We start from the raw sequence: 14151 nt of genomic DNA, 5'->3' as shown, positions 1-14151 counted from the left end.
CTCCGGACGTGACGTTGGGGCGGGGACGGGGATCGGCGCCCCGGGATCGGCACAAATCTAACGACGAAGTTCATGCCAAGCCAGCACTTGGAAGTTCGAGCCCGGGAAATTCGGCCGGGATTCGGCGGTTATTCCGGCAGCCACGAAAGGAGCCGCCGGACGACGGAACCGCAGGTGTGCTCGACGGCCCAGGCGTGGCGTGCCTGAGCAAGGCCGTCATCTGAGCCCGCGTCGACGATCGACCGGACTGCTTCGAGGAACGCGGGAGTGGTCGCGGCGACTGCGAAAAGGTGGGAGTAAAGCAGACACTCGGGCAGGGCGGTTGACACGATCGGGCGGCTGCTCCCCATGTAATCCATGATCTTGGTGGGGCAGCAGGCACGGTTGAACGGGTGATCGGCGAGGTACGGGATCAAGCAGACGTCAAAAGCCCGGTTATAGGCATGGATCGAAACCTGAGGCCGCCAGCCCAGATGGTGGACATTAGGCAGCGAGAGGCACGTCTGACGCCCCTCGGGCTCGTCGGGGCTGAGCCGACCGATAAGAATGATCGAGGCGGCGGGCATCGAGCGGGCGAGCGTCTCAACGAGGCTCCAGTCGACCCGGTCCTCCATCGTGCCGACGTAGCCGAGATAAGGTCGGGGCAGGTGGGTCAGGTCAGCCGGGGCCTCGGCCGGCGTGGGCCAGGCCCTGTCGTCAATCGAGCCCCTCGGTGCCCCGTGAGGAAGGTGATGGACCTTGTGCGCCGCGGCCGGGACGGCGGCCCGCAGTTCGTCGGCGCGGAGGGCCGAGACGCAGACGGTGAGCGTCGACTCGCGGACCGCCCGAAGTTCCAACGCACGGACCTCGTCGGCCGCCCTGGGCCAGTAGAGCGAATAATCGTCCACGTTGTAGTAGACGTGGTCATCGGGCGAGATCATGTCGCGCAAGTACAAGTAATGCGGATAGGTGAAGACCAGGCTCAGGCGACCGCCCGCCGCATGCTCGCTGCGCCATTTTCGAACGGCCCGGGCAATCGGCCTCATTCCCAGCCTGGGGAAGCGTTTCATCCAGCCGCTGGGGAGGATGAGGTCCCGCTCCCATTGCCCTTGATTCTTGCGTTCCAGCGTCCCGCCCCACGACCACGGTGGAATCCCGCGTCGGAGCGCATTGTTGTAATCCATGCACTTGAGCAGGAGCGTCGATGCGAGGCCCTCGGGTATCTCGCCGAAGAGATTCTCGGTGGTGAACCAGTTGGCGTCGGCGACGACCAACGCGCGTCGAGAGGTCGGATCGTTGCGGAGAGCGGCCCGATCTCCGGCCGCGATCGCCCTGCTCGTTCCTTTCGCGCCGTCGTCCCCCGATCGCGGCTTGGCCATTGCAGACTCCGGGATGCCTCGAGCTCATCCCACCGTTGAGGCCCACAACTTGAGGTGGGCGCGATCTGCCCCCGCCCCGAATGCGGTCGGCGAGCTTAGGCCCGACTGTCCAGATTTGTCAATGAAGGGGGAGTTCCTGTAAACTCACGCCTTCAAAAATCCTCTCCCCGGAATCCGCTAGCCGGAGAATCGACGACCCATGCCTCCGGACCCGTCCGCCAAGAATCTCGACCGGATGTGGAAGTTCGCGGCCAAATATGCGGAAAAGAGCGGGACCGCCTTCCACCCGCAGCCGGACATCACCGAAGGGGTCATCCTCGGCCTGGCCCGCAACCAGGACGAGATTGGCCGGCCCCTCTGTCCCTGCCGGTTCTACGCGGACAAGCAGGCCGAAATCAAGAAGCGGACCTGGATCTGCGCCTGCGAGGACATGAAGAACTACAAATATTGCCACTGCCTCCTCTTCGTCCGGCCCGACGGCCTGCCCATCACGGAGCACCTGCCCGAGGACCACGAGGGCCGGCAGTCATGGGGCGACGTCGAGGACCCGACCCCGGAGAAGGGGCGAGAAGGCTTGCGTACCGGCCCCGCGGGCAAGGCGACGGCCCAGGACGACTGAGCGTCATCGCCGGGCCAGCCCCTGAAGATCGACGTCTTCCAAATCGAGGATTCGCGTCCGATGCATTCGCCCCAGTCTCGCCGCCCTCGGGTCGTCACGCTCATCGCATCCATCCTCGCGGCCGCGTTTGCGGCGGGTCACGCGAACGCTCAGGATCGCATCAAAGCGATGCCTGGGTATGAGCGTTACTCGGAAATGAGCAAGAAGATCCCGGGGTCGGTGAAGCCGGGGACCCTGACGACCCGATGGGCCGACGGCGGGAAGTCGCTCGAGTTTCGCAAGGCGGGGAAGATCCGGCGGCTGGACCTGGAGACACGCAAGTCAGCGGAGATCGACGCGTTCGGCGAGTCCAAGTCAGAGCCCGCGAATCGGTTCCACGGCGCCCCTGGCCGCGGCCGGCAAGTGGAGGCGGAGATGTCTCCCGATGGCACGCTGAAGGCGTTCCACCGGGCCAGGGACCTCTGGCTGAGCGACCCCAAGGGGGTGATCGAGACGCGGATCACCGCCGACGGGAGCGAATCGAAGCGGATCAAGAACGGAACCGCGAGCTGGGTCTACGGCGAGGAGCTGGAGCAGAACCGGGCCATCTGGTGGTCGCCCGACAGTAAGAAAATCGCCTTCTATCGGTTCGACGAGGGCAAGGTCGTCGACTATTACCTTGGCCTGGACCAGCTCGACCTCCAGAGCCGCGTAGGTGCCGAGCCCTATCCCAAGGCGGGCTCGCCCAACCCGGTGGCCGACCTGCTTGTTTACGACACCGAGACGAAGACCACCTCGACCATGGACGTGCGAGGCGGCAAGCCATTCGGCGACGACGTGATGGGACACTACGTCTACCGGGTGGCCTGGTCGCCGGACGGTAAGGAGCTGCTCTTCAACCGGACGAATCGGCATCAGAACATCCTCGAATTCGCCGCGGCGAACCCGAAGACGGGGGCCGTCCGCGTCATCGTCCGCGAGGAGTGGCCAGCGAGCTGGGTTGAGAATTCCCCTCCGCTCCGGTTCCTCGATGGGGGCAAGGAGTTCCTCTGGATCTCCGAGAGGAATGGATATCGGAATATCTACCGATATGATCTCGCCGGGACGCTGATCGCGGTGGTGACGGACCATGAGTTCGAGGTCGCCTCGATCGAGCGCGTCGACGAGAAGGCCGGCCTCGTGCATTACCTGGCCCGCAGCGGAGACAACCCGCTCAAGCTCCAACTCCACCGCGCCATGCTGGATGGAGGAGGCGACGTCCGGCTGACCGACCCGAGGTGGCATCACGAGGTCGACCTCGCCCCCGACGGCCGCCACTTCCTGGACGTCTCTCAGTCCCATGACACGCCCCCCACGACAAGGCTGATCGACGCCGAGGGAAAGGTGCTGGAGACTCTGGCGGAGAGCGACGCATCGACGTTCGAAACATTGGGGTTGAAGAAGGTCGAACTCCTGAAGTTCAAGGCCGCCGACGGCGAGACGGACCTGTACGGAATGCTGCACTTCCCGTCAGGGTTCGACCCGAGCCGCCGCTATCCACTGCTCGTGAACGTCTATGCAGGCCCCGCGACGAATGGAGCGAGGGAGACATTCTCAACGCCCAGCGCAATGACCGAATATGGCTTTCTGGTCGCCTCGTTCGACTCCCGGAGCGCCGCGGGCCGCGGGAAGAAGTTCCTCGACGCGATCTACCGGAAGCTGGGGACGGTCGAGGTCGACGATCAGGCCGCGGGGGTCAAGTCGCTCTGGTTAAGGTCCTATGTGGACAAGGACCGGGTGGGGATCTTCGGGACATCATACGGCGGCTACGCGACCTTGATGGGCCTGATCCGTCACCCTGACGTGTTCCGCGCCGGATGCGCGATGTCGGCCGTGACCGACTTCCGCAACTACGACACGATCTACACGGAGCGCTACCTGAGGACTCCTCAGGAGGACGCGGCCGCGTACGACGGGGGCTCGGCTGTGAAGCAGGCCGAGAAGGTGAAGGGGGACTTGATGATCTACTTCGGCACCGCCGACGACAACGTCCACCCCTCCAACGCACTCCAGATGATCCGGGCCCTGAACCAGGCTGGCAAGAGTTACGAGGTCCAGATCGGCCCCGACCAGGGGCACACGGCTCTCTCGGGCGGACGAATGATGGAGTTCTTCATCGAACACCTCATCATCGCCCCCCGGCGTTGAACGGTTGTAAACGGGCTCAGTCGCGCGGCGGGAAGATGTCTGGCTCGATCTGATACCCTTCAGCCAGGGCGTTGGTCGTATTGAACATGGCGACGACGGCCATGACCTCGCCCAACCCCTCGGCATCAAGGCCGAGCTTGCGCACGGCCGCGGTGTGCGAGTTGATGCAGTAGGCGCACCCGTTAGTCGCGGAGACGGCCAGGGCGATGATCTCACGCGTCAAGGGATCGAGACGTGTGACCTTGCCCGTGGCCTCCGGGTGCATCGTCGACTTCAGGCGGGTCCAGGTCGATTCGAGGAGGTCGGGGCTGGTCGCCAGCACGCGCCAGATGTTGGGGACGAAGTCGATCTTCTTGGTCGCCTTGATGTCTTCATAGATCGCGGCGACACGCGGGCTGGCGGCGGCCTCGTCGACGGGATTGACGGTGGCCACGGGTCGGTCTGACATCGGATCGTCTCAGGGTCGGAGGTCAGGCGAGCAAGCCGGTGGCAATCTCGCCGTGAACGTCGGTGAGGCGGAAGTCCCTGCCGCTGTAGCGATAGGTCAGCTTGGTGTGGTCGATGCCCATCAGGTACAGGATTGTGGCGTGGAGGTCGTGGACGTGGATCTTGTCCTCGACCGCGACGAAGCCGAGCTCGTCGGTGGCTCCGTGGATATGTCCGCCCTTGGTCCCGCCGCCGGCAAGCCACATCGAGAAGCCCAGGCTGTGGTGATCGCGGCCCTTCGACCCTTCGCTGGTCGGGGTGCGGCCGAACTCGCCGCCCCAGACGACGAGGGTGTCGTCGAGCATGCCGCGGGCCTTAAGGTCCTTGAGTAGAGCCGCGATGGGCCGGTCGGACTTGGCGGCGTGGTCGCGGTGGTTGAGGATGTCGGCGTGGTCGTCCCAGGGCTGGCCGTCACCATAGTAGACCTGGATCATGCGGACCCCTCGCTCGGAGAGGCGACGCGCGATGAGGCAGGCATCGGCGAACTCGCCCTTGCCGTAGGCCTCGCGGGTGAGGGTCGACTCCTGGCTGATGTCGAACGCGTCCTGGGCCTCGAACTGCATGCGATAGGCCATCTCGAGCGACTGGATCCGGGCTTCGAGTCGGGCGTCGTGGCCCCCTCGTGCGGCGAGGTGGGTCTCGTTCATCGTCTTGAGCAGATCCAGCTGCGTGCGCTGGGCCGGACGGTCGAGGCCCCGATTCGAGAGATGGGCGATGATCTTCTTGGGATCCATCGACTTGTTATCGATGTGTGTCCCCTGATAGATGCCCGGCAGGAAACTGTTGCTCCAGAGCTGCGGGCCGACGACCGGCTTGCCGGGGCAGAGGACGACGAAGCCTGGGAGATTCTGGTTCTCGCTGCCCAGGCCATACGTCAACCAGCTGCCCATGCTCGGGCGCGTGGGCTGGATGATGCCTGAGTTCATCATCAGCAGGGCGGGCTCGTGATTGGGCACGTCGGTCTGCATCGACCGGATGACGCAGAGGTCATCGGCGCAGGTGGCGACGTGCGGGTAGAGCTCGCTGATGTCGATCCCGGCGCGGCCGTGCTTGCTGAACTTGAACGGCGAGCCCATCAGCCGGCCGCCCGTCTTGCGGCCGGTGTAAATCTTCTCGGGAGGGGCTCCGCCGTCGCGTTTCGAAAGGGCGGGCTTGGGATCGAACGTGTCGACGTGGGACGGGCCGCCGTTCATGAACAGGAAGATGACCCGCTTGGCACGGGCTGGATAGTGGGCAATCCGCGGGGCCAGCGGGTTTTCCGGGCTAACGGGAGATGCGACATCGGCGCGGGCGTCGCGCGTCGCCTCCGATGCCAGCATGCCGGCCAGTCCCACGGCCCCGAAGCCTCCGCCGATGCGCCTGAGCAAGTCTCGCCGGCTGAAATTCGATCCGTTCATCGTCGTCTCCTCCCCTCGAGTTCGCGGCTGGATTCAATCGACGAAGAGGAACTCATTGCTGGCCAGGAGCACCTGCGCCAGCTGCGGCCAGCGACCCTTGGCGTCGGACGACAGGAAGGCCGTGGCAACCCTCACCTCCGCCTCGGTCGCGTCGCGGCCGTAAAGGAGCCGATAAGCGATCCGTACTCGTCCCGAGTCATCCTTGGCGTCGGCGGCTTGCAACCTCGCCACCAGGGCCTTGGATCGGTCTTCCATGAACGGGCTGTTCAGGACGAACAACTCCTGGACCGGGACCGAGGTGATGGAACGCTGCTCCGACGTGGCATTAGGGTCGGGGAAGTCGAACAGCCTGAGCAGCCGGTCGAGATTATGGCGGCTCACCGACGCGTAGAAGGTGCGGCGGACATTGGCGGCATCGGTCAGCTTGGAGGAAGGGCCGCCCAGGCGACCATCCAGTTCCCCGGTCACGGCGAGGAGCGAGTCACGCCACGGCTCGATCTCGAGCCGACGGCGATTGGCCCGCCAGAGGAGCCGATTTTCGGGGTCCACCTCGGCATTGGCCGGCAAGTCGACGGCGGCGAGCTGATACGTCGCCGAGAGCATGATCTCCCGATGCAGCGACTTGATCGACCAGCCGCCGTTCACGAAGGTCGCCGCGAGGTGATCGAGCAGAGCGGGGTGGCTGGGCCGCTCGCCGAGCTTGCCAAAATTCGAGGGGGTCCCGACCAACCCTTTGCCGAAGTGCTGGGCCCAGACCCGGTTGACGAAGACCCTGGCCGTGAGCGGATTTTCGGGGCTGGCGATCGCATTCGCCAGTTGCAGCCGGCCACTCCCCTCAGCGTAGGTGGAAGGCTCGCCGGCGGCCAGGACGGACAGGAAGTGGCGGGGCGCCTCGGCCCCCAGGTTCTGTGGGTTCCCCCGGAGATGAACCTTCATATGGGCCGGATTCGGGCCCTCGGCCAGCGAGTGGACGACGTCGTACTTCGGGGGGAGTTGCTTCGTCAACTCGTCGACCTTCGCCTTCAAGGCCGCAAGCGATTGCTTCGCGGGCCCGGGGAGACTGTCTTCGATCTGATCTTTCGGTAGGTTCAGGATCCCCTGGTCGCCCAGGTAGCTTGCGAGGAGTTTGACCGAAGCCTCGGAAATCGGCTTCAGGGCCTCGGCGGGGAGCTCGGTCTGATTCTCGAGAGAGGCCGCGCGGTGCTTTTGCAATGCCTCGTCGAGTTCGGCCGACGTCTGCACGTAGGCTTGCAACGCATTCGCCGCGACTTTCACTGCGTCGAGCGCCGCTCGGTCCGCAGAGAGGTCGCGGGCGGGATCCAGGTCCTTGATGACCTTGCGAAGTCGAGCCAGTTCGGGCGCGGGTGCCTCGGACTCGGGGTCGAGAAGCTTGATCCAGCGATCGAGGATCGCCACATTCAGGTGTTCAGCCTTGGCGTACTCTGCTGTCTTGGCCTCGACGCCGCCTTTGCGTCGATTGCCGACGATCCAGGCTCCGGTGACGTAGCGCGAGATATCCGCCAGGGCAGCCCTCGAAAGGAGTTTGCCCTGCTCGGATCGGAAGGACTTGATGGCCTTCTTCGCGTCTTCGAGGCGGGCCGACGCGGCGTCATAGACGGCGACGGTCTCGGGCGGGGCAAGGGGCTGCTCTTTGTACTGTGTGCTGGCGAAGATACCGGCGAGGGCGTAGTAATCGGCCGTCGGGATCGGATCGAACTTGTGGTCGTGGCAGCGAGCACAGGCGACGGTCAGACCGAGCACGCCGCGGGCGAGGGTGTCGACTCGGTCGTCGATCTCGTCGAAGACCGCAGCCCCGTAATAGACAGGTCCGAGGGCGAAGAAGCCGAGGGCCTTGAGCCGTTCGAGCCGATCTGGCCCTTCCACCAGGTCGCCGGCGATCTGCTCGACGAGGAACCGGTCGTAGGGCTTGTCATCATTCAGGGCCTTGACGACCCAGTCACGATAGCGGAACCCCTGCGGGTAGACTCGGGCCTCGAAGGTGTGTGCCTGATCTTCGCCGTAGCGTGCGACGTCGAGCCAATGCCGGCCCCAGCGCTCGCCGTAGTGGGGACTGGCCAGCAGGCGATCGACGACCTTCCGGAAGGCATCAGGCGACTCGTCGGCGACGAACGCGTCGACATCCTCGGGGCGAGGCGGGAGGCCCGTGAGGTCGAAGCTCGCACGACGGATCAGCTCGCGTCGGCCGGCCGACGGGACAGGCTTCAGGCCCTTGGCTTCCAGTTCACTCAGGACATAGTAGTCGACCGACGTCCTGGCCCAGTCGGCATCTTTGACGAGTGGCGGCGGCGTGTCGCGGACGGGCTGGAAGGACCAGAACGCCCGATCGTCGTCCGAGATCGTGGGCTTGGTCGCGACCGATTCCGACGCAGGGGGGCGAATCTCGGAGAGATTCTCGGGCCAGACGGCGCCGTCGCGGACCCAGCGCGTCAGCGACTCGATCTCGGAATCCTTGAGCTTCGCCTTGGGAGGCATCTGGAGGTCGCCGGCATAGCGGATCGCCTCGATGATCCGGCTGACATCGGGCTTGCCCGGCTCCATGGCCGGGCCCGACTCGCCGCCTCGCATCAAAAACTCGCGGCCATCGACCCTCAGGCCTGCCTTGGCCTTCTTGGAGTCGTGGCACGCCTGGCAGCGGGCGACCAGGACGGGCCGGACCGAGGTTTCGAAGAATTCGATGCGAGCCGCGTCGTCTGCGGACGGCTTCACCGGTTCCGCGGCTCTTGCCATCGGCGAGGCGAGCAGCATCGACGACGCGAGGATTGCGTAAGGCGTTAGACGCGGCATGCGGCAGGCCTCCACGAGCGGGTCTGGAGGGGCGGGCGGGGCGAGAGGGTTGGGCGGAGTGCAGTCGATCCGGGAGATTGATCGAGCGTTGAACAGACAAATCTTACCGTATCAACTCACCTCGTGCAATTTAGAACGAAGACACTCGTCCGAAGGAACCCGTGCCGAGGCGAGAAGTCTCCTCGGCACGGGCCAATCGGATGAGCGAGCCGAGGTTCAGTCGAGGGGCTTGACCTTGATCTCGCGGAACTGCACGGCGTCGCCATGGCCGGCGAAACCGAAGAAGCCACTGGTCCGATCCTTGCCAGGGTGGGGGCTGTTGGCCATGAATTCATGGACCTTGGAGAGGTCGGCGTCGAGGATCACGCTGCCGTTCAGTTCGACGCGAATCTTCGAGCCTTTCACGGTGACCTCCTCGAAGTTCCACTCGCCGACGGGCCTGAGGTAGCCGGTCTTGGAGGCGACCATGCCGTAGGACGAGCCATTGCGCTGACGCGGGTCGATCTTGTCGTACTTCGACGAAGTGTCGTCCAGGACCTGGATCTCGGTCATCCCGGCGTAGGCGGGGTCGCTCGCGCCCTCGCCCGGGTAGCGGATGGCGAGGCCGTTATTGCCGCCGGGGGGGAGCTTGTACTCGACCCGCGCGACGAAGTCGCCGAGCGGCTTGCCGGAATAGAGAACCCCGCCGGTGCCCGGCTTGCAGATGATCGCTCCGTCCTTCACCTCGTAATTCGCGACGGCACCGGCCCAGCCTTCGAGGGTCTTCCCATCGAAGAGGGGCTTGAAGGAGTCGTCGTTCTTGGAGGCGAGATAGGCGTTGGCCTCGTCGGCGGGGATCTCGCGGAGGAAGACATTCTTCCAGCGGATCTCGCCCCCGTGCGTCTGGAGCTGGATCACGCCCTTGGCGAACAGGGGCGACTCGCGATCCCAGAAGTTCTCCATGATGGCATGGTCAACGACGAGCTTGCCGTTGAGGTGCACGCTGGTCCGGGCGCCGACCTGGACGATTCGCAGGCGGTTCCACTCGCCGAAGGGCTTGTCGGCCAGGACCAGCGGATCCTTGCCGGGGGCTCCGGGGCTGTTGTTCCAGAGGGCACCCGAGCCTTTGTCGGCGCCAAGCTTCCACTTGCCGCCCGCCTCGGTGGTGTCCCAGATCTGGACCTGGGGGGTGCCCCTCAGGTAGATCCCGCTGTCCGCCTGGGCGACGGTCTTGTAGTCGATCAGCAACTCGATGTCGCCGTATTCTTTCTCCGTCGTCAGGTAGGCGCCATGGCCGTCATTGACGAGGTCGCCGTCGACGACGGTCCAGTGCTTCTTGGCGTCGGCGAAGTCCTCGGCGCTCTTCTTCTGCCGGGCTTCCGGGGTCATCTCGGCGAGCTTGCGTGGGTCGAAATGGGGCAAGGCGGTCCAGCCGGCCAGATCTTTGCCGTTGAAGATGGCGACAAATCCCTTCGGGGGCTTATTGCCCTCCTGGGCCGACGCCACCAGAGACGTTAGCCCGACGAAAAGGAACAAGGCGGCGGCCGCAGACAGCATTGATCGTTGGGGCATGGGTGATTCCAGGCGAGTTACGGGGTGGGCTCCGACCTCAAGGAAGCCCGATTGTAACGCGTGGATGACGCCAGGCGAGGGCCATGAGCCGATTCGGTCGCGCGAGACTTCTGCCCGGCGCCAGGTCGTTGGGTCGCGAGGGTCTTGACCTGGCTTCTCCGAAGGTCGACAACGTGGCTTCGTCACCGGCGAACCCGCCGAGATGGCGGCCGTCGGGCCCCGGTCCATCCCTGGCCACCTGCGCGAGCCTATTCATGTCGAAGAAACGGCCCGAACTCGCGGCCCTGCTGCTCCTCTCGTCCTGTGCCCTGATCGCGTCGTCCGCGGACGCCGCGCAGGCCGCCGGCTTCGCGGATAAGAAGCTCGAGGCCGCGGTCCGTCAGGTCCTCCGCCTGGACGAGAAGGCAGAGCTGACCGACGAGAAGCTCAAGAATGTCTACATCCTCGAGGCCCCCGAGAAGGAGATCGCCGACCTGAGCGGCCTGGAGGCATGTACGAACCTCGCGCTCCTCAGGCTCTCGAAGAACAAGATCGTCAACGTCGGCCCCCTCAAGGATTTGTCGCACCTCCAGTCGCTCGACCTCTCCGGCAATCAGATCGAGGACGTCAAAGCCCTCTCCGGGCTGGCCCAGCTCCAATATCTCGACCTGTCCGACAACAAGGTGGTCGAGATCGCCGGGCTTGAGAAATTAGCCAAGTTGTCCGCGCTCAACATCAGCAAGAATCAGATCAAGGATCTCGGACCGGTCGGCCAGCTCAAGGGTCTGGCCTCGTTCTATGCCAACAAGAACCTGGTCGAGGACATCACCCCACTGGCGAACCTGAAACGACTCTCGACCCTCGACCTGAACGACAACAAGGTCGTCGACGTCACCCCGCTGGCGGCACTGAGCGACCTGAATCTCGTGCTCCTGGAGCGGAACGCCATCGTCGACCTTTCGGCCTGGGTGAAGGCGGCGAAGGCCGATGCAGAGGGCCCGAAGCGGTTCTCGCCCTTCCTCAGGCTGTACCTCACCGGCAACCCTCTGACCGAGGCCGCCGCCGGCGAGCAGATCACGGCGCTGAAGTCGGCCGGCGTGAAAATCCTCGAGAACGACGCGAAGTGATGTTCTTCGTCGGTGGAATCGCCGAGGTTTCGGCCTCGGATCGGATGTCCTGGCGCGTTTGATGGCCTGCTACGAGACGGCGAAACTCAGGCCGGGGCTCGATCGAGGAGACGGCGATGGAAGGAAGTTCGCTGAAGGGACACCTCCTCGTGGCGAGTCCGACGCTGACCGAGGGGAATTTTTCCAGGACCGTGCTCCTCATGCTGGAGCACAACGACGCCGGGGCCGCCGGCGTCATCCTGAATCGGCCCACCGAGATCAGCGTTGGCAATTTCGCCCGCGAATTCCTGTCCGAAGACCTGGAGTGGGAGAAGTTCCTCCACATGGGCGGGCCCGTTCCCGGTCCGCTCCTGGTGCTCTTCGGCGGCGATGGCGACCCGGATCGCGAGATCATCGCGGGCGTGTCGAGCACGGCCGACACCGACCTGATCATGGAAATCTTGCAGGAGAAACGGGAGCCCTCGCTCATCATCGCCAACTATGCGGGATGGTCCGGGGGTCAGCTCGAGGCCGAAATGCTGGAAGGCTCGTGGCTTGTGCACCAGGCCACGCCCGGGCTCGTCTTCTGGGCCGAAGATCATGATTTCTGGGATGAAATGATCCGCCAGATCAGCTCGACCAAGCTGAACGACCTGCTGGGCGTCGGTCGACTCCCCGGCGACCCGTCCAGGAATTAGCGGTGCCCTGGCCCCGATCGAGACGCTTCGAGGCCAGAAATCAGGCCCGACTGATGATTCGTGTCACTCGAACAGAAGAGTATCCGATGGTCACGACGAATCCGAACGTGCTCCGATCCACGATCTTCGGGATCGTCGCCGTCACCGCAGTGACCTGGGTCGCCCCCGGCCGGGCCGCCGATCTCTCAGTCGGAGGTGCGACCTCCAGCATCACGCCGGAAGGCCCGGTCGCGCTGGCGGGGCAGATGCGGACTCGGATCGCTCGCGACGTCAAGAGCCCCGTCACCGCGACGGCCCTGGCGTTGGAGTCCAAGGAAGGATCCAAAGTCCTCGATCAAACGATCCTCGTCTCGTGCGATCTCGTCGTCATCGATGCCGCAGTGCTCACCAAGGTCCGCGAACTCGTCCGTGGCCGTCTACCCGACTTCGATGCTCGCAAGCTGGTGTTGAGCGCGACTCATACGCATACGGCGCCCGTCATGGAGGAGGGGAGCTACGAGATCCCCAAGGACGGCATCATGCAGCCCGACGCGTATTCCACCTTCTTGGCGGGGCAGGTCGCCGATGCCGCGGTGAAGGCCTGGCAATCGCGAAAGCCCGGCAAGGTCGGCTGGGGCCTGGGGCACGCCGTCGTCGCCCAGAACCGAAGGGCAGTCTATGCCGATGGGCGATCGGTGATGTACGGCGCGACGAATGCCCCCGATTTCCGCGGCATCGAAGGGCCCGAGGACCAAGGAGTCGAGGTCCTGTTCTTCTGGGACGCCGCCGGTAAGCTCATCGCGACGGCGATCAACGTCGCCTGCCCGTCGCAGGAAGTTGAAGGAGAAAGCTCGGTCAACGCCGACTTCTGGCACGAAGTGCGGCAGGCCTTGCGGGCTCGCCACGGAGATGACCTGCTCGTCCTCGGCTGGACGGGAGCGGCCGGGGACCAGTCCCCTCACCTGATGTATCGCAAGAAGGCCGAGGAGCGGATGAGGGCGCTCCGCAAGCTGAGCCGGCTTGATGAGATCGCCAAACGGATCGTCGGGGCCTGGGATGAGGCCTACGAAGGGGCACGCCAGGAGCAGGTGAGCAACCCCACCTTGATCCACAAGGTCGAGACGGTCGAACTACCCGTCAGAACGGTCACCGAGGCCGAAGCCGCCGCGGCGAAGGCGAAGGTCGAGGACCTTTCCAAGGACCCGGCCAACCGGACCTCCATCCGCTGGCATCAGGGGGTCGTCGACCGCTTCGAACGGCAGAAGTCGGGGACGGTCCAGCCGTTTTCGATGGAGTTGCACGCGATCCGCCTCGGCGACGTGGTGATCGCCACCAACGTCTTCGAGCTCTACACCCAGTATGGAATCCAGATCAAGGCACGCAGCCGGGCGCTTCAGACGTTCATCATCCAGCTTGCAGGCCCGGGCAGCTACCTTCCCACGGAGATCGCCGCCAAGGGCGGGGGTTATAGCGCGATCGCCGAGAGCAACCTCGTTGGCCCCGAAGGGGGGCAAGTGCTCGCCGATCGGACCGTCGCACTGATCAACTCCCTCTGGCCCGCGGAATAAGGACGAACGCGTGCCATGCCCGGCCCGATCGCGGCATGGCACGCCGGTCCTCGGTCAGGCGCCGATGATCGAGTCGAAGACGCGGACCTTTGCCCAGGTCGGCTTGTTCTGCTCGATGAACTTGAGGTGGCGGGGCGCCACCTGATAGGCGTCGTGGGCCTTGACGCTGTCGAAGACGACGTGGAGCGCAACGTCGAAATCCCGGTCATTCACGGGGCGTTGATACTGCTCCGCCAGGTGACCGACGGAGAAGTAGACCTCTCCCTCGTGTCCCGAGAGATGTTCGCGGCACGCCGCGATGAGCGCATCCCGGGCTTCGGTTGAACGGTCGGTCAGCGTGAAGTAGACGATGTGGGCCAGGTTCGCGGAGGTTTCATCGGCGGTCGACATGCGATGGATCCTGGGTCGGTGCGTGAGTCGGGAAGGCCGTCCGGCCGGG

Annotated in this window: 11 protein-coding genes; 5 read left to right on the top strand and 6 right to left on the bottom strand. The window is 64.8% G+C overall.

Annotation, left to right across the window (positions count from 1 at the left end):
• Positions 1–128: 128 nt before the first annotated feature.
• On the bottom strand, positions 129–1358 hold the full coding sequence (locus EP7_RS19315; RefSeq protein WP_463523685.1) for a glycosyltransferase: 1230 nt from the start codon (positions 1356–1358) through the stop codon (positions 129–131).
• 199 nt (positions 1359–1557) lie between these two features.
• Here EP7_RS19315 and EP7_RS19310 point away from each other — a divergent pair, with 199 nt between their 5' ends.
• The gene (locus EP7_RS19310; RefSeq protein WP_463523683.1) at positions 1558–1977 is read left to right on the top strand and encodes a ferredoxin-thioredoxin reductase catalytic domain-containing protein; all 420 of its coding nucleotides are present in this window, start codon (positions 1558–1560) and stop codon (positions 1975–1977) included.
• 60 nt (positions 1978–2037) lie between these two features.
• Complete coding sequence (locus EP7_RS19305) at positions 2038–4143, top strand: S9 family peptidase (RefSeq protein WP_463523681.1); 2106 nt, start codon at positions 2038–2040, stop codon at positions 4141–4143.
• 16 nt (positions 4144–4159) lie between these two features.
• Here EP7_RS19305 and EP7_RS19300 read toward each other — a convergent pair whose 3' ends face one another.
• The 4 genes from EP7_RS19300 to EP7_RS19285 form a co-directional block, all read right to left on the bottom strand.
• Complete coding sequence (locus EP7_RS19300; RefSeq protein WP_463528438.1) at positions 4160–4576, bottom strand: carboxymuconolactone decarboxylase family protein; 417 nt, start codon at positions 4574–4576, stop codon at positions 4160–4162.
• Between the two features lie 37 nt (positions 4577–4613).
• Positions 4614–6026, bottom strand: coding sequence for a DUF1501 domain-containing protein (locus tag EP7_RS19295; protein ID WP_463523679.1), 1413 nt, complete (start codon positions 6024–6026; stop codon positions 4614–4616).
• A 33-nt stretch (positions 6027–6059) separates the two neighbouring features.
• The gene (locus EP7_RS19290; RefSeq protein ID WP_463523678.1) at positions 6060–8831 is read right to left on the bottom strand and encodes a PSD1 and planctomycete cytochrome C domain-containing protein; all 2772 of its coding nucleotides are present in this window, start codon (positions 8829–8831) and stop codon (positions 6060–6062) included.
• A 216-nt stretch (positions 8832–9047) separates the two neighbouring features.
• Complete coding sequence (locus EP7_RS19285; RefSeq protein WP_463523676.1) at positions 9048–10382, bottom strand: 3-keto-disaccharide hydrolase; 1335 nt, start codon at positions 10380–10382, stop codon at positions 9048–9050.
• A 254-nt stretch (positions 10383–10636) separates the two neighbouring features.
• Here EP7_RS19285 and EP7_RS19280 point away from each other — a divergent pair, with 254 nt between their 5' ends.
• The 3 genes from EP7_RS19280 to EP7_RS19270 all read left to right on the top strand — a co-directional run bounded on the left by EP7_RS19280 (position 10637) and on the right by EP7_RS19270 (position 13712).
• Positions 10637–11488: a leucine-rich repeat domain-containing protein gene (locus EP7_RS19280; RefSeq protein ID WP_463523674.1), complete on the top strand. Its 852-nt coding sequence runs from the start codon at positions 10637–10639 to the stop codon at positions 11486–11488.
• A gap of 116 nt (positions 11489–11604) precedes the next feature.
• On the top strand, positions 11605–12165 hold the full coding sequence (locus EP7_RS19275; protein WP_463523672.1) for a YqgE/AlgH family protein: 561 nt from the start codon (positions 11605–11607) through the stop codon (positions 12163–12165).
• An 86-nt stretch (positions 12166–12251) separates the two neighbouring features.
• Entirely contained in the window at positions 12252–13712 is a 1461-nt protein-coding gene (locus EP7_RS19270) for a hypothetical protein (RefSeq protein WP_463523670.1), read from the top strand.
• Between the two features lie 54 nt (positions 13713–13766).
• Here the strand turns inward: EP7_RS19270 and EP7_RS19265 are convergent, their stop codons facing one another.
• Positions 13767–14102 carry a Dabb family protein gene (locus EP7_RS19265; protein ID WP_463523668.1) on the bottom strand — a complete coding sequence of 112 codons (336 nt, stop codon included), beginning with the start codon at positions 14100–14102 and terminating at the stop codon, positions 13767–13769.
• Positions 14103–14151: the final 49 nt, after the last annotated feature.

The sequence above is a fragment of the Isosphaeraceae bacterium EP7 genome (assembly GCA_038400315.1).
Classification (GTDB): Bacteria; Planctomycetota; Planctomycetia; order Isosphaerales; family Isosphaeraceae; genus EP7.
The sequence above is the reverse complement of the archived record's forward strand: the minus strand, read 5'-3'. Positions and strand labels throughout refer to the sequence as shown.

Coding starts and splice junctions, on each gene's coding strand:
- EP7_RS19310 (WP_463523683.1), top strand. CDS start 1,558: ATGCCTCCGGACCCGTCCGCCAAGAATCTCGACCGGATGTGGAAGTTC.
- EP7_RS19270 (WP_463523670.1), top strand. CDS start 12,252: ATGGTCACGACGAATCCGAACGTGCTCCGATCCACGATCTTCGGGATC.
- EP7_RS19265 (WP_463523668.1), bottom strand. CDS start 14,102: ATGTCGACCGCCGATGAAACCTCCGCGAACCTGGCCCACATCGTCTAC.
- EP7_RS19290 (WP_463523678.1), bottom strand. CDS start 8,831: ATGCCGCGTCTAACGCCTTACGCAATCCTCGCGTCGTCGATGCTGCTC.
- EP7_RS19275 (WP_463523672.1), top strand. CDS start 11,605: ATGGAAGGAAGTTCGCTGAAGGGACACCTCCTCGTGGCGAGTCCGACG.
- EP7_RS19280 (WP_463523674.1), top strand. CDS start 10,637: ATGTCGAAGAAACGGCCCGAACTCGCGGCCCTGCTGCTCCTCTCGTCC.
- EP7_RS19315 (WP_463523685.1), bottom strand. CDS start 1,358: ATGGCCAAGCCGCGATCGGGGGACGACGGCGCGAAAGGAACGAGCAGG.
- EP7_RS19295 (WP_463523679.1), bottom strand. CDS start 6,026: ATGAACGGATCGAATTTCAGCCGGCGAGACTTGCTCAGGCGCATCGGC.
- EP7_RS19285 (WP_463523676.1), bottom strand. CDS start 10,382: ATGCCCCAACGATCAATGCTGTCTGCGGCCGCCGCCTTGTTCCTTTTC.
- EP7_RS19305 (WP_463523681.1), top strand. CDS start 2,038: ATGCATTCGCCCCAGTCTCGCCGCCCTCGGGTCGTCACGCTCATCGCA.